The 22,271-nt window shown below is 58.2% G+C and carries 21 protein-coding genes; 14 read left to right on the plus strand and 7 right to left on the minus strand.

Annotation, left to right across the window (positions count from 1 at the left end):
* Nucleotides 1-16: 16 nt before the first annotated feature.
* From WFO70_RS04975 to WFO70_RS04985, 3 genes are all read right to left on the minus strand, one after another.
* Nucleotides 17-1,000: a DUF1852 domain-containing protein gene (locus tag WFO70_RS04975; RefSeq protein WP_337016613.1), complete on the minus strand. Its 984-nt coding sequence runs from the start codon at nucleotides 998-1,000 to the stop codon at nucleotides 17-19.
* A 153-nt stretch (nucleotides 1,001-1,153) separates the two neighbouring features.
* Complete coding sequence (locus WFO70_RS04980) at nucleotides 1,154-1,933, minus strand: hypothetical protein (protein ID WP_337014927.1); 780 nt, start codon at nucleotides 1,931-1,933, stop codon at nucleotides 1,154-1,156.
* 1 nt (nucleotide 1,934) lies between these two features.
* Entirely contained in the window at nucleotides 1,935-2,132 is a 198-nt protein-coding gene (locus WFO70_RS04985; protein ID WP_142489601.1) for a hypothetical protein, read from the minus strand.
* Between the two features lie 175 nt (nucleotides 2,133-2,307).
* Between WFO70_RS04985 and WFO70_RS04990 the strand changes: the two genes are divergently transcribed.
* From WFO70_RS04990 to WFO70_RS05025, 8 genes are all read left to right on the plus strand, one after another.
* Complete coding sequence (locus WFO70_RS04990) at nucleotides 2,308-3,681, plus strand: FAD-binding oxidoreductase (protein WP_337014929.1); 1,374 nt, start codon at nucleotides 2,308-2,310, stop codon at nucleotides 3,679-3,681.
* Nucleotides 3,682-3,996: 315 nt separating this feature from the next.
* On the plus strand, nucleotides 3,997-4,239 hold the full coding sequence (ycgZ, locus tag WFO70_RS04995) for a regulatory protein YcgZ (protein WP_337014931.1): 243 nt from the start codon (nucleotides 3,997-3,999) through the stop codon (nucleotides 4,237-4,239).
* A gap of 40 nt (nucleotides 4,240-4,279) precedes the next feature.
* Nucleotides 4,280-4,612: a hypothetical protein gene (locus tag WFO70_RS05000; RefSeq protein ID WP_337014933.1), complete on the plus strand. Its 333-nt coding sequence runs from the start codon at nucleotides 4,280-4,282 to the stop codon at nucleotides 4,610-4,612.
* Between the two features lie 18 nt (nucleotides 4,613-4,630).
* Nucleotides 4,631-4,909: a biofilm development regulator YmgB/AriR family protein gene (locus WFO70_RS05005; RefSeq protein ID WP_337014934.1), complete on the plus strand. Its 279-nt coding sequence runs from the start codon at nucleotides 4,631-4,633 to the stop codon at nucleotides 4,907-4,909.
* A 183-nt stretch (nucleotides 4,910-5,092) separates the two neighbouring features.
* Nucleotides 5,093-5,368 carry a metal/formaldehyde-sensitive transcriptional repressor gene (locus tag WFO70_RS05010; RefSeq protein ID WP_032610935.1) on the plus strand — a complete coding sequence of 92 codons (276 nt, stop codon included), beginning with the start codon at nucleotides 5,093-5,095 and terminating at the stop codon, nucleotides 5,366-5,368.
* Nucleotides 5,369-5,397: 29 nt separating this feature from the next.
* Nucleotides 5,398-6,516, plus strand: coding sequence for an S-(hydroxymethyl)glutathione dehydrogenase/class III alcohol dehydrogenase (locus tag WFO70_RS05015; protein ID WP_156263865.1), 1,119 nt, complete (start codon nucleotides 5,398-5,400; stop codon nucleotides 6,514-6,516).
* Between the two features lie 173 nt (nucleotides 6,517-6,689).
* Entirely contained in the window at nucleotides 6,690-8,381 is a 1,692-nt protein-coding gene (locus WFO70_RS05020; RefSeq protein ID WP_337014935.1) for a methyl-accepting chemotaxis protein, read from the plus strand.
* Between the two features lie 160 nt (nucleotides 8,382-8,541).
* Nucleotides 8,542-8,991 carry an energy transducer TonB gene (locus tag WFO70_RS05025; protein ID WP_337014936.1) on the plus strand — a complete coding sequence of 150 codons (450 nt, stop codon included), beginning with the start codon at nucleotides 8,542-8,544 and terminating at the stop codon, nucleotides 8,989-8,991.
* Between the two features lie 41 nt (nucleotides 8,992-9,032).
* Here the strand turns inward: WFO70_RS05025 and WFO70_RS05030 are convergent, their stop codons facing one another.
* Both WFO70_RS05030 and WFO70_RS05035 read right to left on the minus strand, forming a co-directional pair.
* A complete protein-coding gene (locus WFO70_RS05030) occupies nucleotides 9,033-11,411 on the minus strand; it encodes a glucose/quinate/shikimate family membrane-bound PQQ-dependent dehydrogenase (protein WP_337014938.1) in 2,379 nt (792 codons plus the stop codon).
* Nucleotides 11,412-11,691: 280 nt separating this feature from the next.
* Entirely contained in the window at nucleotides 11,692-12,615 is a 924-nt protein-coding gene (locus WFO70_RS05035) for a LysR substrate-binding domain-containing protein (protein ID WP_337014940.1), read from the minus strand.
* 274 nt (nucleotides 12,616-12,889) lie between these two features.
* Between WFO70_RS05035 and hglS the strand changes: the two genes are divergently transcribed.
* Together hglS and WFO70_RS05045 are read left to right on the plus strand one after the other, a co-directional pair.
* Nucleotides 12,890-14,233, plus strand: coding sequence for a 2-oxoadipate dioxygenase/decarboxylase HglS (gene hglS, locus WFO70_RS05040; RefSeq protein WP_337014941.1), 1,344 nt, complete (start codon nucleotides 12,890-12,892; stop codon nucleotides 14,231-14,233).
* A gap of 42 nt (nucleotides 14,234-14,275) precedes the next feature.
* Nucleotides 14,276-15,784 (plus strand): carboxylesterase/lipase family protein, encoded by a 1,509-nt coding sequence (locus tag WFO70_RS05045; RefSeq protein WP_337016615.1) that lies wholly within the window; start codon nucleotides 14,276-14,278, stop codon nucleotides 15,782-15,784.
* Here the strand turns inward: WFO70_RS05045 and WFO70_RS05050 are convergent.
* Complete coding sequence (locus WFO70_RS05050) at nucleotides 15,771-16,613, minus strand: LysR substrate-binding domain-containing protein (protein WP_337014942.1); 843 nt, start codon at nucleotides 16,611-16,613, stop codon at nucleotides 15,771-15,773. The two genes, WFO70_RS05045 and WFO70_RS05050, sit on opposite strands and share 14 nt — an antisense overlap.
* Before the next feature lie 110 nt (nucleotides 16,614-16,723).
* Here WFO70_RS05050 and WFO70_RS05055 point away from each other — a divergent pair, with 110 nt between their 5' ends.
* The 4 genes from WFO70_RS05055 (at nucleotide 16,724) to rimL (ending at nucleotide 21,199) form a co-directional block, all read left to right on the plus strand.
* Nucleotides 16,724-17,893 carry a pyridoxal phosphate-dependent aminotransferase gene (locus WFO70_RS05055; RefSeq protein WP_337014943.1) on the plus strand — a complete coding sequence of 390 codons (1,170 nt, stop codon included), beginning with the start codon at nucleotides 16,724-16,726 and terminating at the stop codon, nucleotides 17,891-17,893.
* Between the two features lie 11 nt (nucleotides 17,894-17,904).
* Complete coding sequence (locus WFO70_RS05060) at nucleotides 17,905-18,678, plus strand: ABC transporter substrate-binding protein (RefSeq protein ID WP_285111808.1); 774 nt, start codon at nucleotides 17,905-17,907, stop codon at nucleotides 18,676-18,678.
* A 251-nt stretch (nucleotides 18,679-18,929) separates the two neighbouring features.
* The gene (locus tag WFO70_RS05065; protein ID WP_337014944.1) at nucleotides 18,930-20,585 is read left to right on the plus strand and encodes a glucan biosynthesis protein D; all 1,656 of its coding nucleotides are present in this window, start codon (nucleotides 18,930-18,932) and stop codon (nucleotides 20,583-20,585) included.
* A 65-nt stretch (nucleotides 20,586-20,650) separates the two neighbouring features.
* Nucleotides 20,651-21,199, plus strand: a complete 549-nt coding sequence (gene rimL, locus WFO70_RS05070) for a 50S ribosomal protein L7/L12-serine acetyltransferase (RefSeq protein WP_337014946.1) — start codon at nucleotides 20,651-20,653, stop codon at nucleotides 21,197-21,199.
* Here the strand turns inward: rimL and ydcK are convergent.
* A complete protein-coding gene (gene ydcK / locus WFO70_RS05075; RefSeq protein WP_337014947.1) occupies nucleotides 21,194-22,174 on the minus strand; it encodes a YdcK family protein in 981 nt (326 codons plus the stop codon). The two genes, rimL and ydcK, sit on opposite strands and share 6 nt — an antisense overlap.
* Nucleotides 22,175-22,271: the final 97 nt, after the last annotated feature.

Consider the following 22,271-nt stretch of genomic DNA (forward strand, 5'->3'; position numbering starts at 1 on the left):
TTATAGTTTTAATTAATCAGAACGCGTACTGAGCAGACCATTGCTCAAGAATATTCTTGTACGGTTTGATGAAGTGTTTCTCGGTAAACTTCCCCTGCTCAATGGCTAACTGGCTACGCTCTTCGCGATCGTAAACAATTTTGGTCAGGGAGTGATCCTGGTTCGTCAGGCTGGGCTGATAGTGTTGCCCGGCGACCGAGTTGGCGTTGTAAATTTCAGGGCGATAAATTTTCTGGAACGTCTCCATGGTACTGATGGTGCCGATCAGCTCAATAAAGCTGTAGTCATTCAGTAAATCGCCGATGAAAAAGAACGCCAGCGGCGCAGCGCTGTTTGGCGGCATAAAGTAGCGAACCTGCAGGCCCATTTTTTTGAAGTAGGCTTCGGTCAGCGACGATCCCTGCTGCTGGTATTCGATGCCTAATACCGGATGTTCATTCCCGATGCGCTGATAGACATTTTTATTGGAGACGCTGAGGCAGATCACCGGCGGCTTGCTGAAGTTCTGCTGGTACGCTTCGGAGTTCACAAAGTGTTTGAAGATATTGCCGTGTAATGCGCCAAAATCCTGCGGAATGCTGAACTCAGCCTGAGCTTTATTGTGATCCGGCAGCAATACGCTGAAATCATAATCCCGCACGTAGGAAGAGAAGTTATTCCCGACAATCCCTTCGATGCGCTCGTTGGTCTGTTTATCAACAATAGTGGTTTTCAGTATTTCAATGGCCGGGAAGGTGAAGCGGTTATCTTCCGCCTCAATATTCATCTCAACAGAGATAATATCCAGCTCAACGGTGTAACGATCGCCTTTGGGGTTATCCCAGTGCGCCAGGGCGTTGAATCGGTTGTCGATCATCACTAACGTATTACGCAGGTTCTGCTGGCGGTTATCGCCGCGGGCCAGATTGGCAAAGTTAGTGGTAATACGCGTGTTTTCAGAGGGGTTATAATTCTCGTCGAAACGGCTGCGTTTGATCGTAAAGGTAAAGTCTTTATTCATCGTCATCTCACTTCCTGAGCGCTGGCATAAAGACGGAAGCGTTATCATTTCCGTCTTTATGTTGCTGATACGTTAATGCATCTTTTATGCCAGAGCCCCTGGACGAGTGAAAGCGACTAAATTTCACTACAACATGAACCTTCTTCATGATCGTTACAGCGATGAGTCAATTTTCTCAGCACGCTGCTCCAGATCCAGCGCGCTGGCGCTGGCGGGATCGAAGAGTGAAAGACTTTCAATTTGATCGAGCATTATCACCTTTCGGAAGGCCATCGCGCTTCTCGGCTGCGAATCGAGAGTGATGTCATGATCGGCATACCACTTGCTGTAGTTGTGCTCAATGCACAGGTTGAGCGTGGTGCCATCACGATAGCCGCTGAGCATCGGGATCAGCACGATGTTGGCCGTCTTCTCATATTCCAGGGTCGCGGTATGGATCATGCCGACATAAATGCGCCGCGACTTCAGGGTCACCAGCGCCAGCTCGCCTTCCTCCATGCATTGATACAGCAGCTGCTCGATACCGCTGGATTGCGACAGTCGCTTATATAGCTGCTTGCGGCCTTCACCGTCCAGCCTGGCGCTGCCCGCCCAGTTTGAGCGATACAGGCAAAAGAGGATGGCAAAAGCCAGCATCACCACCACCGGGGCCTGAATGCCGAGAAAGCTCCAGTTCATGAAATCCACTTGCCAGTTGGCGTTGGCCTGGGCGGTTAAGTGGAACGTATTGGCCGCATAAGACAATCCGAGCAGCAGCAGCCACAGCAGGCCGGTGGCGATCACCCCCTGCAACACGAAGATACAGCCGTACAGCGCCACCAGGAAATAGACATCCCAGCCAAAGGAACGCTTGATTTTAAAGCGGGTGGAGAGGTCGCGGCTGGTGTACCAGTATCCGCACACCATCAGCACCATAAATATCGCGGTTCCCATCTCAGGCCCTCTTCAGCGCGTTAACGTGGCGCAGAAAGTCCTGTCGCACCTCTTTGCTTTTGTAATTGACCGAGGCGTTGCCGTCCTGATCGATAATAATGCGGTCTCCGTCCTCGACGGCTTCAATAATTTCCTGCTGACTCATCACCTGCAGCAAGGACTCCGGGCTGGAGAAGATCGACATCACCAGACGTCTCATCGCGTGGCATCCTTATAAACAAAAAGGTTAAGTCTGGTCGATCCCCGTCGGCGCTGCCTTAAGGTTATGCTGAAAATGTTTTACTTAAGGAGACGCAGAGAAGGGTGAATTAACCTGCCAGGGTGCGCAAAAACCCACCATAATTAGTAGGGTTAAATAACACCAGGGGATAATCATGAAGGGCAATATCGACGAATTTAAACGGCACTTCCAGGGGGAAGTGCTTCTTCCGGACGATGCCGGGTACGACGAGGTGCGCCAGATCTGGAATGCCATGATCGACCGCAAACCCGCGTTAATCGCACGCTGCACGTCAACCGAAGATGTTATCCGCGCCGTCCAGTTTGGTCGCACGCACCATCTCCTTATTTCTGTTCGCGGGGGCGGGCACAACATCGCGGGCAACGCCGTCTGCGACGACGGCCTGATGATCGACCTGTCGCTGATGAAGGACGTGCAGGTGGATGTGACCACCCGCACCGCCAGCGTCGGGCCCGGCTGCACCCTGGGCGACTTTGACCAGGTGGTGCAGGCCCATGGTCTCGCCACGCCGCTGGGCATTAACTCGACCACCGGCGTGGCGGGCCTGACGCTCGGCGGCGGGTTCGGCTGGCTGAGCCGCAAGTACGGCATGACCATCGACAATCTGCTCTCAGCCGAAGTCATTACCGCCGACGGCCAGCAGCTGAACGCCAGCGAAGCGGAAAACGCGGATCTCTTCTGGGGGCTGCGGGGCGGCGGTGGCAACTTCGGGGTGGTGACGCGTTTCGACTTCCAGCTTCATCCCGTCGGGCCGAACGTGCTGAGCGGGCTGATCGTCTTTCCGTTTGAGCAGGCCAAAGCGGTGATTACGCAGTTCGCCCGCTTCACCGAAACCATGCCGGAGGAGCTGAACGTCTGGATGGTGACCCGCAAGGCACCGCCGCTGCCGTTCCTGCCCGCAGAGGTGCACGGCAGGGAGATGATCGCCCTGGCCCTGTGCTATGTGGGCGATCCGGAAGAGGGCGAAAGGCTGATCGCGCCGCTGCGTGAGTTCGGCACGGTGCTCGGCGAGCACGTCGGCGTCCAGCCCTATACGGCGTGGCAGCAGGCCTTCGATCCGCTGCTGGCGAAAGGGGCGCGCAACTACTGGAAGTCGCACAACTTCGCGCAAATCAGCGATGGGGTGATCGAGGCCATCATCGACTATGCGGCCCGACTGCCGTCACCGCACTGCGAAATCTTCATCGGGACCATTGGCGGCCAGACGACCCGCGTCGCGCCCGAGGCCATGGCTTACTCCAGCCGGGATGCGAATTACGTGATGAACGTGCACGGCCGCTGGGAAACCGCCGCCGAGGATGAGCGCTGCATCGCCTGGGCCCGGGAGTTCTTTGCCAGGTCACAGCCTTTTGCCAGCTGCGGAGCATATATTAACTTCCTCACGCAGGAGGAGACCGACCGCATCGCCTTCGCCTATGGGGCGACCTGGAACCGACTGGTGGAGCTGAAAAGTAAGTACGACCCGACAAATCTGTTCCGGATGAACCAGAATATTAAGCCGGTATAAGACAGAGTATTGCGCCTGGCAAGGGTGTATCGCCATATATAGCGAAGGTCAGGCGCAAGAATATATTCTCATCCTCTCTCCCCGCTTTTTCTCAAATACTAAAATTTCACTAATCAATGACCTGTACAGCGCCGGGAAATTATTTTTACCTCGCCACAAATAATATATACCATTGATATTAAACAAGATGCTTAAAATTGTGTGTTTAAAATTCAAAAATATTAAACAAGTTGTACAATGCGTGTGTACAAGTATGACGTTTTAGTATATTTTTTTAGCATATCTTTAACTCACTTATATCATCACGGAGCATGTATGCGAGGGAACAGTTCGCACCAGGGGTCAGCCCAGACAATTGCGGCTTATTTCAACAAGGCCAGCCTGCGTAGCCAGCAGGAGACGCTGGGTTTAATTGTGGGAGAGATCCTGAAAGAGGGGCGTAATCTGAGCCGACTGGCTATCTGTACCAAACTACTGCGTCGTGTTGAACAGACCGATGATGAAGCAGAAATTGCTCACTATAACGAACTTATTGCGCTGTTCTTTGAACGCGAATAAGTCGAGCGCGTCCATCGTTTCAGACAGTCGATATAGCAAGATGCTGGCTACCGACAGCAGTGTGAGAACGGTTATGCATAGAACGAGACTTGAAAAACTGAAAGACGACCTTATTGGCGAAGCTGTGCTGTTAATTTTGAAAGAGAAAGGTGCAATAAACTTCAGGACACTGGCAGTCAAACTGAAAAATATGGCCAGTACCGAGCAGGACGCGGAAAGACGAAGCGCGCTTTCTGTGGCGGTTGTGGAGATAGAACAACGGATTGAAACCAATGCTGGAGAGCATTCACAGCTACGAGGGAATTACAACATCGATTATATGCACCGTCTTTTCAAGCGCAGTGACAATCACAATACCATTAAGAAACATTAATATTTTTGAGTGGACGATATGAAAGCCAACATTACTCAGCACACACAGCATTTCAATGCCCTACACGATCGGTCGTTGGCATCCTGGTTTCATTCCGCAGGCGCTGCCATGCCTGAGGAGTGTGCCGTATTAGGTTCCGCCATCAGATGCATCTTGCTCAGTGGAGATAATCTGACTAATAAAGAGATTATTCTTCAGTTGATTCATGCGCTTGAAGTAACGACGGATCACGCGGCTGCCGAGGTGATCCGCAATACCCTGGAGATCGTTGTCGGTTTCACCCGGGATGATATCTAAACCCTGCTCACTGCCCGCCAGTCACCTCCGCATCCAGATTACTCATACCTGAAATAGTTCGTTCTGACTGCCCTTGATAAGGGCAGCCAGATCGCCTGTCCTGAACCCCCATAAACATTGCCGTTTACAGCCCGCCATAAAATCAAATAGTATACCCCCCTACAGTATCCAGGAGCTCCTCCCATGCCACATTCCCCCGAAGATAAAAAACGCGTTCTGACCCGTGTGCGCCGCATTCGCGGGCAGGTCGATGCCCTGGAGCGGGCGCTCGAGTCCGGCGAACCCTGTCTCGCCATCCTGCAGCAGATCGCCGCGGTGCGCGGGGCGGCTAACGGGTTGATGGGCGAGATGGTTGAAATTCACCTCAAAGATGAGCTGGTGACCGGCGAGACCACCGCCGATCAGCGGGCCGTCAGAATGGCAGAAGTCGGTCATTTGCTGCGCTCTTATCTAAAATAAAAACCTGACATCACTAAAAGGAAAGCAAGATGAAATCACGTGCTGCTGTTGCATTTGGCCCAGGCCAGCCGCTGAAAATTGTTGAAATTGACGTGGCACCACCAAAGAAAGGTGAAGTGCTGGTCAAAATCACCCACACCGGCGTGTGCCACACCGACGCGTTTACTCTGTCGGGTGACGATCCGGAAGGCGTTTTCCCGGCGGTGCTCGGCCATGAGGGCGGCGGCGTGGTGGTGGAAGTGGGTGAGGGCGTCACCAGCCTGCAGCCGGGCGATCACGTCATTCCGCTGTACACCGCAGAGTGTCGCGAGTGTAAGTTCTGTAAATCCGGTAAAACCAACCTCTGCCAGGCGGTTCGCGCCACTCAGGGCAAAGGCCTGATGCCGGACGGCACCACCCGTTTCTCTTACAACGGCGAGCCGATCTACCACTACATGGGCACCAGCACCTTCAGCGAATACACCGTCTGCGCCGAAATCTCCCTGGCGAAGGTGAACCCGCAGGCGCCGCTGGATAAAGTCTGTCTGCTGGGCTGCGGCGTGACCACTGGCATTGGTGCAGTACACAACACCGCCAAAGTGAAAGAGGGCGATACCGTGGCGGTATTCGGTCTGGGCGGGATCGGTCTGGCGGTTATCCAGGGCGCGGTGCAGGCGAAAGCCGGTCGTATTCTGGCGGTGGATACCAACCCGGAAAAATTCAAGCTGGCCGGTGAGATGGGCGCGACCGATTTCATCAACCCGAACGACTACGACAAGCCGGTGCAGGACGTGATCGTTGAACTCACCGACGGCGGCGTGGACTTCAGCTTTGAGTGCATTGGTAATGTCAACGTGATGCGCGCGGCGCTGGAGTGCTGCCACAAGGGCTGGGGCGAAAGCGTGATCATCGGCGTAGCCGGGGCCGGGCAGGAGATCAAAACCCGTCCGTTCCAGTTGGTCACCGGTCGCGTATGGCGCGGTTCCGCCTTTGGCGGCGTCAAAGGCCGCACCCAGCTGCCGGGCATGGTCGAGGACGCCATGGCGGGCAAAATTCAGCTCGATCCGTTCATTACCCACCGTCTGCCGCTGGAGCAGATCAACGAAGCCTTCGACCTGATGCACGAAGGGAAATCCATCCGCACCGTTATCCATTTCGGCGATAACTAATCAATAATCTCTCCCGCGGCCCGTAAGGCGCTGCGGGAGAGACATTTCGTTGAAAATCATTACGAAAGTGTGACCCGTGTTGCGATTTTAGCCGTAATCAAATTCAGTGTAGTGCCGATGACTATTTTACAGGCGTGTTTCCACGCATCTTACCTATGAGAGAGTCAACGGCTATGGACACAACAACAACAGTTCGGGCGCAACATAAGCTTGGCTTCCTGCATCACATCAGGCTGCTTCCACTTTTCTCCTCGATTTTGGGTGGTATTATTCTGCTGTTTGCCCTGAGCGCCGGGCTGGCAGGTTATTTTCTGTTGCAGGCTGACAACGATCAGCAGGATGTCACCGCTGAAATCCAGGTGCGTACCGGGCTATCAAACAGTTCTAACCATCTGCGCACGGCGCGTATCAACATGATCCACGCGGGTGCCGCCAGCCGTATTGCCGAAATGGACGCGATGAAAAAGAACATCGCGGAAGCCGAACAGCGTATCAAACAGTCTCAGGACAGCTTCGCTATCTATATGAACCGTAACGTTCGTACCCCGGCAGACGAAGCGCTGGATGGCGAGCTGAAGTCAAACTATCAGGCCTACATTGATGGCATGCAGCCGATGCTGAAATATGCCAAAAACGGCATGTTTGAAGCCATCATCAACCATGAAAATGAGACCGCACGTCCGCTGGATGACGCCTATAACGACGTGCTGCTGAAGGCGATCAAGATCCGTACCGACCGCGCCAATATGCTGACCGAACAGGCGCATACCCGCACCCAGCTCGGGCTGATGTTTATGATCGGTGCCTTTGGCCTGGCGCTGGTGCTGACGGTAATCACCTTTGTGGTGCTGCGTCGCACGGTGATTAATCCGCTACAGCGCGCGGCGAACCGTATTGCCCATATCGCCAAAGGCGACCTGACCCTCGCCGAAGATCTGACCGGACGCAGCGAAATTGGCCGTCTGACCCACGACCTGCAAACCATGCAGCGCTCGCTGGTGGGCACCGTAGGCACGGTGCGTCAGGGTGCGGAAGAGATCTATCGCGGCACCAGCGAAATCTCTGCCGGTAACACCGACCTCTCATCCCGCACCGAACAGCAGGCCGCCGCCATTGAGCAGACGGCTGCCAGCATGGAACAGCTGACCGCCACCGTGAAGCAGAACGCCGATAACGCTCATCACGCCAGCAAACTGGCGGAAGATGCCTCCGGTAAAGCCAGCCGTGGCGGCCAGATGGTCTCCGGGGTGGTGAAAACCATGGGGAATATCTCCAGCAGCTCGAAGAAAATCTCTGAAATCACCGCGGTAATAAACAGCATCGCCTTCCAGACCAATATCCTGGCGCTGAACGCCGCGGTGGAAGCCGCCCGCGCCGGTGAGCAGGGGCGCGGGTTTGCCGTGGTCGCCAGCGAAGTCCGGACCCTGGCCAGCCGCAGCGCCAACGCCGCGAAAGAGATTGAAGGGCTGATCAACGAATCGGTGACGCTGATTGACCAGGGCTCCGGTGAGGTGGTTGCCGCAGGGAATACCATGAATGAGATCGTGGAAGCGGTTAAACGCGTTACTGACATCATGCTGGAGATTGCCGCCGCCTCTGACGAGCAGAGCCGTGGCATCGTGCAGGTCAGCCAGGCGATCTCGGAGATGGATAAAGTGACCCAGCAGAACGCCTCGCTGGTGGAAGAGGCCTCTGCCGCAGCGGCCTCGCTGGAAGATCAGGCTGCCCGTCTGACCGAAGCGGTCGGCACCTTCCGTCTGCACGGCATGACCCAGGCCCGCAGCAGCAACAAAGCCGCTCCGGCCACGCCTGCCGCACCGCTGCGTCCGGCGGTTGTGGATGGCGATAACTGGGAAACCTTCTGATCCTCACCCGTATCCTGCCGGGTGGCGCTGCGCTTACCCGGCCTACAAATCCGTAGGCCCGTGCAAGCGAAGCGCTGCCGGGCAAAAAAGGGTTCATGTTTCGACATGAACCCTTTTTTATTCCCCGCTATGCTGGTTGTAAGGGCTGATGAGGAACAGGATGATGAAACAATTTATGCAGGTAGTGTGCGCCGCAGGGTTACTGGCCGGGTGTGCGTCCGGCGGCAGCGTGGGGATTGGCGGTGTCGGAATTGGCGGTGGCAGCAGCGGCGTGGGGGTCGGCCTCTCTTTTCCGGTAGGAGGCAGCACGTCGGCTGCGGAGAGCGGCCAGGCAGACTGCGACGGCGACGTATACCGCGTACAGCCGCGCTATCCCGAGCAGGCGGCGGCGCAGAACTACTCCGGCAGAGTCACGGTGTCCTTTAACGTCAAGCTGAATGGCCGTGCGGCGGACTACGAGGCGGCAGGGGATAAACCCTTCTTCGACGAGACGAAGCGGGCGGTGATGCGCAGCTGCTGGCCAGCCGGCGTCAGACAGAGTTGGGTGGTCAATTACCAGGGCGGCAAGACGGCGACCTGGGTGCAGAATGCCTTATCCGGCATGCCATAAAGACAAAAAAAACCGGCCACACAGGGTGGCCGGCTGGGTTATTACTGCTTATCAGGCAAAGCGTACGCGATGATGTAATCCCCGCGATCCGGTGACTGACGTGCGCCACCCGCATTGATGATGATGTACTGCTTCCCGGTTTTCGGTGACACGTAGGTCATCGGGCCGGACTGGCTGCCTACCGGCAGACGGTCTTTCCAGATCTCTTTCCCGTTGGCGGTATCGAACGCGCGCAGGTAGAAGTCCTGAGTCCCGGCGAAGAACAGCAGGCCGGACTGGGTGGAGAGCGACGCGCCCAGGGTCGGCATGCCGATCGGGATTGGCATATGCATGCGGATCCCCAGCGGGCCGGTATCTTCCACGGTGCCCACCGGCACCTGCCACACCAGTTTGCCGGACTTCAGATCCACGGCTGACATGGTGCCGAACGGCGGTTTCTGGCACGGAATGCCCAGCGGCGACAGGAAACGCTCGCGCATGGCACCGAACGGGGTCCCGTCCATTGGCACAATCCCCATCTCAATCCCGCTGGCGTTTTTAGCCACATTGGCGCGCGGCACCATGTAGTTCGCCAGCCCCAGACGCATATCGTTAACGAACATCAGGCTGTTGTTCGGGTCAACGGAGACGCTGCCCCAGTTCATCCCGCCCAGCGAGCCCGGGAACTGCAGGGAGCGATCCAGACCCGGCGGGGTAAAGACGCCCTGATGACGCATCTCTTTAAACTGAATGCGGCACAGCAGCAGATCAACCGGCGTCGCGCCCCACATATCCGACTCTTTCAGGGTCTGGTTGCCAATCATCGGCATACCCACCGAGTACGGCTGGGTCGGCGAGTAACGCTCGCCCTCGACATTCCCGGCAGGCACCGGGCGCTCTTCCACTTTCGCGACCGGCTCGCCGGTTTCGCGGTTAAGCATAAAGATCATGCCCTGCTTGCTGGTCTGCACCAGCACCGGCGTGGTACCGCCTTTGTCATCCGGCAGATCGTACAGCAGCGGCTGGGAAGGCAGGTCGAAGTCCCACAGATCGTGGTGGGTGGTCTGGAAGTGCCAGCGTACCTGACCGGTAGCCGCATCCACCGCCACAATCGAGGAGCTGTATTTGTCGTCCAGTTCGGTACGTTCACCGGCCCAGAAGTCCGGGGTGGCGTTACCGGTCGGGAGGTAGATCAGGTTCAGCTTCGCGTCATAGGACATCGCTGACCAGACGTTCGGCGTCCCGCGGGTGTAGATCTGGCCTTCCGGCGGCAGGCCGGTGAGGTTCGGGTTGCCCGGATCCCAGGCCCAGGCCAGTTTCCCGGTGCGCACGTCATAGGCACGTACCACGCCCGGCGGTTCGCCGGTGGAGAAGTTATCCGCCACGCGGCCGCCTACCACTACCACGTTGCCCGCTACCAGTGGGGTGGAGGTCTGCTGATAGTAGCCCGGCTTCACTTCGCCCATGCCCACGCTCAGGTCAACCACACCGTGGTCGCCAAAGTCTTCGCACAGCTTGCCGTTGTCGGCGTTAAGCGCAATCAGACGAGCGTCGGTGGTCGGCAGGAACAGACGGCGCGCACAGGCGGCAGGCTGGGTCGCGGTTGGTGACGTTGTCACGCTGGTGGTGTCTTCGAAATAGCCCAGGCCACGGCAGCGCTGCCAGTTTGGCGCGGTGGCTTTCGAATCATAACGCCACTTCTCTTTCCCGGAGTCCACGTCCAGCGCCAGAACCTTGCTGTACGGAGTACAGACATACAGCGTGTCGCCAATCTGCAGCGGGGTGTTCTGGTCTTCCGCGCCGGAGCCGTTGCTCTGCGGGATGTCGCCGGTATGGGCAACCCAGGCCACTTTCAGATCGTTAACGTTCTGCTTGTTAATCTGGTCCAGCGCGGCAAAACGGTCGCCGTGGGTGGTGTTACCCCAGTGCTCCCAGTTCTTCTGCTGCTGACCTTCGGCCACCGGTTTAACCGGGACAGGTTCGTTAGCGGCAACCAGGGTTTGCGGCTTAAACATCCAGCCGAAACTCACCAGCATCGCCACCGCAAGTACGGCAGCAATGCCGAACGCCGGGGCCTTATTGACCGGCTGACCCGCGCCACGCAGGAACGGCCAGACGAGGGCGGCGAGGAAGGCCAGTACCGCAAAGGTGAACAGGCGCGAGAACAGCGGCCAGAAATCCCAGCCCGCGTCGCTGACGGCCCAGATCGCAGAGGCGATAAAGGCCACCGCGTAGAGGATGATGCCGCTGGCGCGGTGACGCGCAATGAGGAATGCGGCGATCAGCATCACCACGCCCATGATCAGGAAGTACCAGCTTCCTCCTACGGTGGCGAGCTTAAAGCCCAGCCCACCGACGGCCAGCCCGATGAGCGTCATCAGACCAACCAGCAGCCACAGCAGGATCCGGGGGAACCCACGTAGCGAATTACCAATAGCCATTTCTGTCTCCTGAAATAATCTTGTCTTCTCTGGACAGGCAGAATCCGGCCTGAACCAAATGGGTAACAGAAGATAAGATCCATGATGAAAAAGTCGGACATGACGCGGTTATTGCGTCAGAGAAATCACCGCTGCGTTATTTGAATGAACCATTTGGTGAATTCGGTGGGTATGATAAATCTGTTAAATTGTTTAGCGCAATTGTTAATGAATGATTTCGCATTATTTGAGTAACGGAGACAAAAAGCCCGTCATCAAGACGGGCAGAGCGGAAGTGTGATTAAACCGGCATGGATTTACGTATCGCGCTGAGCAGCGTCTGGGTGGCGGTGGAGAGCGGGGCTTCCACGCGGGTTAATACCCCAATGGGTTCGCCGGGGCTGGAGGTGGTCACCGGCAGCGCCACCAGCGTGCCCTGGCGCAGATCTTCTTTTACCGCACCGGAAGGAACAAACCAGACGTAGTCATAATCCACCGTCAGCTGGCGCGACAGGGAGGCCGACAGGGTTTCGATGCAGCCCGACGGCAGCTTGCACCCCTGGGTTTGCAGCAGCGTTTCTGCGGTCTGGCGCGGAACGGTGCCTTTCGGGGAGACCACCACCGGCCACTCCATCACCCGGCTGAGGGTGACGGTATCATTGAGGATCGGATGGCGCGGGCGCACCACCAGCTTCAGGGATTCCAGGAACAGCAGCTCATAGTTGAGGCCGCTCATCAGCTCCGGGTCCGACATGCGGCCGATCCCGATATCCAGCTCCCCGGACTTCAGCCCCGCCAGCAGCATGGTGTTATTCATGGTGGCAACCTGCAGCGTGATATTGCGCTGCTGCTTATGGAACTGGCCGATCACCGCAGGCAGAATGCCCAGCGCCGCGGTGGGGAGGGCACCAATACGCACCACATCGCCCGGCACGTCGTTGCGCTTCGTCAGTGACTGGCCTGCGGTGTTAAGCGCATCGAGGACTTTCACCGCGTGGGTCAGGAACTGCTCGCCCACCAGGGTGAGCTGTGCCCCCAGTCGTCCCCGGTCGAACAGGCGGGTACCGGTCAGTTGCTCCAGCTCGTTCAGCGTTTTTGAGAGCGCAGGCTGGCTCAGGTTGAGAGTTTCAGCCGCGCGCCCCAGCGTTCCCTGTTGAGCGACGGCCACAAAAGTGTGCAGATGGCGCAGACGAATGCGCTGACTAAACAAACCATTTTTTTCCATAGGCGATGTTAAAAACAGAGACAGAGAGGTGACAAGTAAAGTTGTTTAATTTTGATAACCTGCTAGCAAATTATTATTAACATTCAATCTAATTGAGTAACAAGCATTTTTTAGATCTGCCTGAAAAGCGCTGTGCAGGTGCCTGAATCCTTTCACGTCACGGCTTGTCATAAAATGAGCGCCTCTCCACCTGGATCACAATTCGTAAATTCTTCCAGACGGCCTCAATGGCCTTCTCTACACTCCAGGTAATATTCACTGGAGGCATTACATCATGGCGAACAACATCACGGCTGATGATATTCGGGAACACTTTTCACAGGCGATGTCGGCAATGTACCAGCAGGAAGTTCCGCAGTACGGGACGCTGCTGGAGCTGGTGGCGGATGTGAATCTGGCGGTACTGGAAAACAACCCGAAGCTGCATGAACAACTGGCCAACGCGGATGAACTGGCCCGCCTCAACCTCGAACGCCACGGCGCGATCCGTGTCGGCACGGCCCTGGAGCTGTCGACCCTGCGACGGATGTTCGCCATTATGGGGATGTTCCCGGTCAGCTATTACGACCTCTCGCAGGCCGGGGTGCCGGTCCACTCCACCGCGTTTCGTCCGGTTGACGATGCCGCCCTGTGCCGCAATCCGTTTCGCATCTTCACCTCGCTGCTGCGCCTGGATCTGATTGATAACCTCCCTCTGCGCGAGAAGGCGGCGGCGATCCTTGCTAAACGCAATATATTCACCCCCCGCTGTCTGGAACTGATTGACCTGCACGAAGCGGAAGGGGCATTCACCCCGGCGCAGGCCGAGGAGTTTGTTCAGGAGGCGCTGGAGACCTTCCGCTGGCATCGTCATGCCACGGTCGATCATGAGACCTACCAGGCGCTGCACAACGAACACCGGCTGATTGCCGACGTGGTCTGCTTCCCGGGCTGCCATATCAACCACCTCACGCCGCGCACCCTGGATATCGACCGGGTGCAGGCTCTGATGCCGGAGTACGGCATTGAGCCGAAGATGGTGATTGAGGGGCCGCCACGCCGGGAGATGCCGCTCCTGCTGCGTCAGACCAGCTTTAAGGCGCTGGAGGAGCCGGTCCTGTTTGCCGGTGAGGAGCGGGGCACTCACACCGCGCGCTTCGGGGAGATCGAACAGCGCGGGGTGGCCTTAACCCCAAAAGGGCGCGAACTCTACGATCGCCTGCTTAACGAAGCCGGAACCGGCAAGGACAACCTGACTCACCAGCTGCATTTGCAGGAGGTGTTCCAGGCGTTTCCTGACAGCGATATCTTCCTGCGCCGTCAGGGTCTGGCATGGTTCCGCTACCGCCTGACCCCGGCCGGGGAGTCGCACCGTCACTCCTTTGGCCCCGGGGACGATCCGCAGCCGCTGATTGAGCGCGGCTGGGTGGTGGCGCAGCCCATCACCTATGAAGATTTCCTCCCGGTCAGCGCCGCCGGGATCTTCCAGTCGAACCTCGGCAACGAGACCCAGGCCCGCACCCACGGCAACGCCAGCCGGGATGCCTTTGAGGAAGCCCTGGGCTGTCCGGTGCTGGATGAGTTCACCCTTTATCGGGAGGCGGAAGAGCGCAGCAAGCGGCGTTGCGGTTTGCTCTGAAAACGGTACTCTGCGGGGATGGAACAGTCATTTAAGGTCAGTATGGAAAACGCTTTATCCCCGATCATTACCACGCGTCAGGGGGCGCTTTGTGGCATCACGGACGGCGATGTGCAGGTCTGGCGCGCCATTCCCTACGCCGCCCCGCCGGTGGGCCCGCTGCGCTGGCGTTCACCGCAGCCGGTTACAAGCTGGCAGGGCGTGCGTCAGGCCACCGCCTTTTCGCCGTCGAGCTGGCAGAGCAGCGAGTACTGCCAGCAGCTGGGCGGGGGCGATCCGGGGCGCTTCTCGGAGGATTGCCTCTACCTGAACCTCTGGTCGCCGGTTCAGCGCCCGGAACCTCTCCCGGTGATGGTCTGGCTGCACGGCGGCGGGTTTACTATCGGTGCAGGCGGCTTACCGCCCTATGACGGAAAAGCCCTGGCGCAGCGCGGGGCGATTATCGTCACGCTCAACTACCGGCTGGGCCATCTGGGCTTTTTCGCCCATCCGGCGCTGGCAGGGGAAGAGGATCGGGTGGTGCATAACTTTGCTCTGCTCGATCAGATCGCCGCTCTGGAGTGGGTGCGAGACAACATTGCGCAGGTTGGCGGCGACCCGAACAACATCACCCTGTTTGGTGAATCCGCCGGGGCACGCAGCGTGCTGTCACTGCTGGCCTCGCCGCTGGCAAAGGGGCTGTTTCATAAGGCGATTATCCAGAGCGGGTACACCCTGCCGGATACCCCCCGGGAGCAGGCGCTTAAAAAAGGCGAGGCGCTGGCGGCCCATTTTGGGCTGGAAGATGCCACCCCAGAGCAACTGCGGGCGATCCCGCCCGAGGCGTTCTGGCCACTGACGGCCCCGCTGAACGTGGCCCCCGCGCCCATCGTCGGGGATTGCGTCCTGCCGGAGCCGATGCTGGAGGTCTTCTTTGCTGCCCGCCACCATCCGGTGCCGATCATGGTGGGCTCCAACAGCGATGAAGCCAGCGTGATGGCGGTGTTTGGTATCGATCTCGCGGGGCAGATCCACAAGCTGCGTCGGGAGCGACGCCTGGGGCTGGGGCTGATCAAGCTGCTCTATCCCGGCATCAAGGACGATGCCGAGTTAGGCCGCCAGGTGTGCCGGGATATGGCCTTCACCACCCTGGGGTTTGTGGTGATGCAGGCCCAGCGGCGGGTAGGGCAGCCGTGCTGGCGCTACTGGTTCGACTATGTGGCCGAAGCCGAGCATGCCACCTACGTCAACGGAGCCTGGCATGGCAACGAGGTGCCGTACGTGTTTGATACGCTCACCCTGGCCGAGCCCGCCCGGCGCTACGTGAATGATAACGACCTGGCGTTTTCAGCCCAGGTGGCCGATTACTGGGTCAACTTCGCCCGCCATGCCAGCCGGCAGTGCGACACGTTGCCTGGCCCGACGCGCTGGCCTGCCTGTCACCACGGGCGGGACGTACTGCTGCGCATTGGAGTGAATAAACATGCGGGATTTAAGCTTGAAAACCGCTTTATGCGCGCCCGCATGGCGCTGTTTAAACGGGTGATGAAGCACCACGTCAGTCTGGATTGAGCAGACACTCCCGAAAGGCGGCCAGCCCGGCCGCTTTGCCCCGCGACTCCCGCAGCACCAGCCGGTAGCTGGCGCCGGTTCTGACGCTGCTGGCGTAAGGCCGCACCAGCCGCCCGGCGCGGATATCCTCGGCCACCAGCGTCTCGTCGGCGATGGCCACGCCAAGCCCCTGAATGGCGGCGGTGATCGCCAGATCCATGGTGTCGAAGTGTTGATTTTTGTGCATAACAGGCGGCTGCGCGGTCTGTTTCTCCAGCCACAGCGACCAGTCGGTCTTATCCCGGGTCGGGTGCAGGAAAGTCAGCGACTCCACCGCTGAGCCCTGGCGCAGGGGGCTGACCACCGGGGTTAACGCCTCCTCGAACAGCAGATCCCCGGCGCTGAGCTGGGTGCCAAACACGATGGCGGCATCATAGGATTCGGTTTTGAAATTGACGCTGTGTTCGTTGGTGGTGGTCAGGGCGATCTGCAGCTCGGGCTGTTCGCGCTCCACCTGCAGCAGCCGCGGCACCAGCCAGCGCATGGCGCAGGTGGGGACTTTAAGGCGCACCACGGTTTGCTGGGCGCGGGCCTGGTCGGCTACCGTCAGCAGGTGTTCATACGAGGCGCGCAGGTCCGGCAGCAGGGCGCTGCCCTGGGAGGAGAGGCGCAGCCCGCGAGCGTGACGCTCAAACAGCGGAAAGCCGAACCAGCTTTCGAGGGCGGCGATCTTGCGGCTCACTGCCCCCTGGGTCAGGCACAGCTCCTTGGCGGCATGGGTCAGATTCAGATGCCGCCCGGTGACGATAAAGGCCTCAACGGCGGTAAGGGGGAACGAACGTCGCGACACAGAACCTCCAGGCATGATTTTTTGTCATGGCTATTATGACAACAATTCGATTGTCGCTACAACAGGCTTCGGGTTGAATAGTTATGCACTCTCCACCAGAGGATTTTCCGATGACGCTGCGTACCCCGATACAACCCCGTTCCAAACTGCCGGACGTTGGCACCACGATTTTTACCGTTATCGGCCAGCTTTCCGCTGAACACAATGCCATCAACCTTTCTCAGGGTGCGCCGAATTTCGAATGCGATCCGGCGCTGATTGCCGGCGTGCAGCGCGCCATGCAGGCGGGTCACAACCAGTACGCGTCCATGACCGGGCTGGCACCGCTGAAAGCGCGTATCGCCGATAAAATCGCCTCGCTGTATGGCACCCGGTATGATGCTGCCAGCGAAGTGCTGATCACCGCCAGCGCCAGCGAAGGGCTCTACTCGGCCATCAGCGGGCTGGTCCACCCCGGCGACGAGGTGATCTACTTTGAGCCCTCGTTCGACAGCTATGCGCCCATTGTGCGTTTGCAGGGCGCAACGCCGGTCGCCATCAAGCTGACGGTGCCGGATTTCGCGGTGAACTGGGATGAAGTGCGCGCCGCCATTAACTCGCGCACGCGGATGATCATCATCAACACGCCGCATAACCCGAGCGGGCAGGTCTTCTCTGCCGACGATCTGGAACAGCTGGCGGCCATCACCCGCAACACCGATATCATTATTCTCTCTGACGAAGTGTACGAGCACGTGGTGTTTGACGACGTGCCGCATCACGGTATGGCGACCCATCCCGGGCTGGCGGAGCGCAGCGTGATCGTCTCGTCGTTCGGCAAAACCTATCACGTCACCGGCTGGCGCGTCGGCTACTGCGTGGCCCCGGCGGAGCTGATGGACGAGATCTGCAAGATCCATCAGTTTTTAATGTTTTCTGCCGATACTCCTATGCAGTACGCTTTTGCCGAGCACATGGCCGATCCGCAAACCTGGCTGTCGCTGGCGGCGTTTTATCAGCGCAAACGCGATCTGCTGGTCAACCTGATGGCCGATTCACCTTTCCGTCTGCTGCCGAGCGCAGGCTCGTTCTTCCTGCTGGCGGATTACAGCCACTTCAGCGACGAGCGCGACAGCGAGATGGTGAAGCGGCTGATCGTTGACTACGGCGTTGCCACCATCCCGCTTTCGGCGTTTTATACCGACGGGACAGATAACAAATTCATCCGTCTCTCTTTTGCGAAAGATGAGGCAACATTACGGGCAGGTGCGCAGGCCCTGTGTCGGGTAACACCACGCTAAGGAGTTCAGTCATGAAATTAAAAGCCTTCGTTGTCGGCCTGGGATTGTTGTGTTCGTTCTCTTCCTTCGCAGCAACAGAGTTACGTTATGGCGTTGAAGCCGAGTACCCGCCCTTTGAGAGCCGCAACGCCTCGGGTGAACTTGAAGGGTTTGATATTGAGCTGGGTAACGCAATTTGCGCCGCCGCTGCGCTGAAATGCAGTTGGGTTGAAACCTCGTTTGACGCGCTGATCCCGGGGCTGGTGGCGAAGAAGTTCGACGCCATCAACTCGGCGATGAACATCACCGAGCAGCGTCGTCAGAGCATCGACTTTACCCAGCCGATCTACCGTATTCCGTCCCAGCTGGTGGGCAAAACCGGCAGCGCGGTAGACGCCACGCCGGAAGGGCTGAAAGGCAAGACCATTGGCGTGTTGCAGGGTTCGATCCAGGAGACCTACGCCAAGGAGCACTGGGAAAAACAGGGTGTGACCGTGGTGTCGTACAAAGATCAGAACATGGCCTGGGGCGATCTGCTCAATGGCCGTATCGACGCCTCGCTGGTGATGTCTGCCGCCGGGCAGGCTGGGTTCCTCAGCAAGCCGCAGGGCAAAGGCTTCGGCTTTATCGGCAAGCCGGTGTCGGATGACACTATTCTCGGCAGCGGGATCGGCTATGGCCTGCGTAAAGGCGATGAGGCCACCAAAAAGCAGCTTGATGCCGCCATTGATAAAGTCCGCGCTGACGGCACCATCGATAAGCTGGCGAAGAAGTACTTCCCGGGTATCGATGTCAGCGTAAAATAACAACAATTCGCTCTTTTAGCCCCAGCCGTTGATGTCCGGCTGGGGCTTTTTTATACGTATCTTTACCGCCGATTCGGGCAATTCTCCTCGACATTAAAATCTTTCCCCCTTTGCGCAGATTCTCGCCTGTCAATAATTGGATTCTTAACCGTTTTTGTTTAGGCTGTGCCCTCTTAATGATGTTCTTTCTTGCCGTTGTTTCGCCTTAAGCGAAACCCACACCCCACGACCATAAGGACGTTTTTCCAGGCATGAATCGCAGACGTTTTTTAAAAGGCTCCCTCGCCGTTGCCGCACTGAGCGGGACTTCCGGACTCGCCGCGCTCTTTTCCCGGGCGGCCAGTGCGGCTGAATCGGATATTGCGGACGGTTCGAGCCGTCGTTTCGACTTTTCCGTGCTGCAATCCATGGCGCACGACCTGGCGCAAACACCGTGGGGCGGGGCGCCGCGTCCGCTGCCGGATACCTTAGCGACGCTGACGCCGCAGGCCTATAACAGTATTCAGTACGATGCGAAGCAGTCCCTGTGGAACAACATCGAAAACCGCCAGCTCGACGTGCAGTTCTTCCACGTCGGGATGGGGTTCCGCCGCCGGGTGCGTATGTTCTCGCTGGACAGCCAGACCGCGCAGGCGCGGGAGATTCACTTCCGCCCGGAGCTGTTTAACTACCACGACGCGGGGGTTGATACGAAGCAGCTGGAAGGGCAGAGCGATTTAGGCTTTGCCGGGTTCCGCGCCTTTAAAGCGCCCGAACTGGCGCGCCGGGATATCGTCTCTTTCCTCGGGGCGAGCTACTTCCGCGCGGTGGATGATACTTATCAGTACGGGCTTTCCGCCCGCGGTCTGGCGCTGAACACCTACGCCGACAGCCAGGAAGAGTTCCCGGACTTTACCTCGTTCTGGTTTGAAACCGTCAAACCGGGCGCGACCAGCTTTACCGTCTACACCCTGCTCGACAGCCCGAGCATCACCGGGGCCTATAAGTTCGTGATCCACTGCGAGAAGACCCAGGTGATCATGGACGTCGAAAACCACCTCTATGCCCGCAAGGACATTCAGCAGCTCGGGATCGCTCCGATGACCAGCATGTTCGCCTGCGGCAACAACGAGCGCCGCGTGTGCGACACTATTCACCCGCAGATCCACGACTCCGACCGTCTGGCGATGTGGCGCGGCAACGGCGAGTGGGTCTGCCGTCCGCTGAATAACCCGCAGAAGCTGCAGTTCAACGCCTATACCGATAAGAACCCGAAAGGTTTTGGTCTGTTACAGCTCGATCGTGATTTCTCGCACTATCAGGACATCATGGGCTGGTACAACAAACGCCCAAGCCTGTGGGTCGAGCCGCGTAACCAGTGGGGCAAAGGCACCGTAGGGCTGATGGAGATCCCCACCACCGGCGAAACCCTGGATAACGTGGTCTGCTTCTGGCAGCCGGAAAAACCGGTCAAAGCGGGGGATAAGCTCGACTTCCAGTATCGTCTCTACTGGAGTGCGAAGCCGCCGGTGCGTTCTCCGCTGGCGAACGTGCTGGCCACCCGTACCGGAATGGGCGGCTTCCCGGAAGGCTGGGCCCCGGGCGAAAACTACCCGAAGGTGTGGTCCCGCCGTTTCGCGGTCGATTTTGTTGGCGGCGATCTGAAAGCGGCCGCGCCGAAAGGTATCGAGCCGGTCATCACCCTCTCCAGTGGGGAAGCAAAGCAGATCGAGATCCTTTACGTGGAGCCGTTCGACGGGTATCGCATCCTGTTTGACTGGTACCCGACCAGCGACTCTACCGATACGGTGGATATGCGGATGTTCCTGCGCTGTCAGGGCGAGGCGATCAGCGAAACCTGGCTGTATCACTACTTCCCACCGGCAGCGGATAAACGCCAGTACGTTGATGACCGGGTAATGCGTTAAGGCGCCAGACACAGACCGTAGGCCGGGCAAGCGCATGCGCCGCCCGGCATTGCCGAGGAAGCACAATGACCACACCAACCGAAGAAATCATCCCCGTTAACGAGCGACTCGAACTGCGCGCCGCCGACGAGTGTTACACCACCGAGCTGCACCATCTGGTGGTCAAAAACCGGGCGTATTTGCAGGACTATCTCAACTGGCCGCAGTTTGTCGGCACCGAAGACGATACCCGCCAGAACATCCTCAGCAACCAGATGCTGCACCAGCGCGGTTACGCCAAAATGTTTCTCATCTTCAGCGATAACGTGCTGGTGGGCGTGCTGTCGTTCAATTCCATCGAACCGCTGAATAAAACCGGCTACATCGGCTACTGGCTGGATGAAGCGCATCAGGGGCAGGGGATTTTATCTCAGGCGCTGGAGGCCTTTATTAGCTATTACGCCGGACGCGGGGAGATCCGCCGCTTCGTGATTAAGTGCCGCGTCGACAATGCCGCCAGTAACCAGGTGGCGCTCCGCAACGGCTTCCTGCTAGAAGGGTGCCTGAAAGAGGCCGAGTTCCTCAACGGGCGCTATGACGATCAGAATATCTACGCCCGGATCTGTACCTCATAATGCCCCGAGCAGCGGCGTGCGCGTGATGTGCTGCGCGCCGTTGATCATCTTCTCGCCGCGCAGGTGAATCACCTCGCCCTCAGACGCCTCGATCACCGCATCATCGGTAATTTCAATATGATGCTCGATCAGCACTTCGCCGCGAATGCGCGCCCGCCCCTGAATCACCACTTTATCGTCAATCAGAATGGGGCCGCCGCGCAGCCAGGCGTCGCCGCCAATCAGGACGTGATGTTTGATCACGCAATTCCCCTCCACCAGGGCGTTTTCCGCCACCTGGGAGCTGTAGCGCAGGGTGGGGATGGCATCCTCTTCCAGCCCGGCGAGCAGGCGGGCGTTGCCGTACACTTTGGCGCAGTCGCACACCCAGACGTTATTCACTTCGTTGCCTTCGAGCAGGGCATTCTCGAACACTTCAGCGCGATGCTCGACAAAGGCGTAGCTGACGATGGCATTGCCATAAATCTGCGCCTGATGCACCACCCGGGACTGGCTCACCGTCGCCTCGCCGAAAATGCGCAGGATCTGATTCGGGTCCGGGGTCAGTCCCCTGGCGGCGATCACCATGCTGTTGTGCAGGATGCGGGCGTTGTCGAACAGATGGCACTCGCCGCGCACCACGGAGGCCTGTACCGTGACGTTGTCACTTAACCGCGCACCGTAGCCGATCTGCGCCCCGTCGACCCAGACGTTATCGCTCACCGACGCCTGATGGCTGATGATACAGGGTTGGGTGATCCGTGCATTGCCGCTAACCTGCGCACCCCCGAACACCACGCTGTTCTCATCGTAGATCCAGCAGTCATTCTCCTGCGACAGCGCTGATTCGTCATCGATCCAGCCGCCCCGGGTACCGATCTTCACATCACTGAAATCACGCTCGGCGATAATTTGCCGCACTTTTACCGCCGTTTTTGTCTCGCCGTCCTGCCAGTGGTGCAGACGGCTTTCATCGCTAAGTCGATATTTTGTCATCAGTGTGCCCGCAGTTGTCCTCTCCACTAAACGTAGCAAACTTTAGCTTGATCGAAAGGGTGGCATCCGCAAATGAAACTCCGTAAACTAGTATTTA

Origin of the sequence: Leclercia sp. AS011 (assembly GCF_037152535.1) — a bacterium.
Classification (GTDB): Bacteria; Pseudomonadota; Gammaproteobacteria; order Enterobacterales; family Enterobacteriaceae; genus Enterobacter.

What these genes read in the sequence shown, in the direction of transcription:
- WFO70_RS05045 (WP_337016615.1), top strand. Translation starts at nt 14,276, where the DNA reads ATGGAAAACGCTTTATCCCCGATCATTACCACGCGTCAGGGGGCGCTT.
- WFO70_RS05025 (WP_337014936.1), top strand. Translation starts at nt 8,542, where the DNA reads ATGATGAAACAATTTATGCAGGTAGTGTGCGCCGCAGGGTTACTGGCC.
- ydcK (WP_337014947.1), bottom strand. Translation starts at nt 22,174, where the DNA reads ATGACAAAATATCGACTTAGCGATGAAAGCCGTCTGCACCACTGGCAG.
- WFO70_RS05010 (WP_032610935.1), top strand. Translation starts at nt 5,093, where the DNA reads ATGCCACATTCCCCCGAAGATAAAAAACGCGTTCTGACCCGTGTGCGC.
- WFO70_RS04985 (WP_142489601.1), bottom strand. Translation starts at nt 2,132, where the DNA reads ATGAGACGTCTGGTGATGTCGATCTTCTCCAGCCCGGAGTCCTTGCTG.
- rimL (WP_337014946.1), top strand. Translation starts at nt 20,651, where the DNA reads ATGACCACACCAACCGAAGAAATCATCCCCGTTAACGAGCGACTCGAA.
- WFO70_RS04990 (WP_337014929.1), top strand. Translation starts at nt 2,308, where the DNA reads ATGAAGGGCAATATCGACGAATTTAAACGGCACTTCCAGGGGGAAGTG.
- WFO70_RS05065 (WP_337014944.1), top strand. Translation starts at nt 18,930, where the DNA reads ATGAATCGCAGACGTTTTTTAAAAGGCTCCCTCGCCGTTGCCGCACTG.
- WFO70_RS05020 (WP_337014935.1), top strand. Translation starts at nt 6,690, where the DNA reads ATGGACACAACAACAACAGTTCGGGCGCAACATAAGCTTGGCTTCCTG.
- WFO70_RS05030 (WP_337014938.1), bottom strand. Translation starts at nt 11,411, where the DNA reads ATGGCTATTGGTAATTCGCTACGTGGGTTCCCCCGGATCCTGCTGTGG.
- WFO70_RS05055 (WP_337014943.1), top strand. Translation starts at nt 16,724, where the DNA reads ATGACGCTGCGTACCCCGATACAACCCCGTTCCAAACTGCCGGACGTT.
- ycgZ (WP_337014931.1), top strand. Translation starts at nt 3,997, where the DNA reads ATGCGAGGGAACAGTTCGCACCAGGGGTCAGCCCAGACAATTGCGGCT.
- WFO70_RS05035 (WP_337014940.1), bottom strand. Translation starts at nt 12,615, where the DNA reads ATGGAAAAAAATGGTTTGTTTAGTCAGCGCATTCGTCTGCGCCATCTG.
- WFO70_RS05015 (WP_156263865.1), top strand. Translation starts at nt 5,398, where the DNA reads ATGAAATCACGTGCTGCTGTTGCATTTGGCCCAGGCCAGCCGCTGAAA.
- WFO70_RS05060 (WP_285111808.1), top strand. Translation starts at nt 17,905, where the DNA reads ATGAAATTAAAAGCCTTCGTTGTCGGCCTGGGATTGTTGTGTTCGTTC.
- WFO70_RS05000 (WP_337014933.1), top strand. Translation starts at nt 4,280, where the DNA reads ATGCTGGCTACCGACAGCAGTGTGAGAACGGTTATGCATAGAACGAGA.
- hglS (WP_337014941.1), top strand. Translation starts at nt 12,890, where the DNA reads ATGGCGAACAACATCACGGCTGATGATATTCGGGAACACTTTTCACAG.
- WFO70_RS04980 (WP_337014927.1), bottom strand. Translation starts at nt 1,933, where the DNA reads ATGGGAACCGCGATATTTATGGTGCTGATGGTGTGCGGATACTGGTAC.
- WFO70_RS05005 (WP_337014934.1), top strand. Translation starts at nt 4,631, where the DNA reads ATGAAAGCCAACATTACTCAGCACACACAGCATTTCAATGCCCTACAC.
- WFO70_RS04975 (WP_337016613.1), bottom strand. Translation starts at nt 1,000, where the DNA reads ATGAATAAAGACTTTACCTTTACGATCAAACGCAGCCGTTTCGACGAG.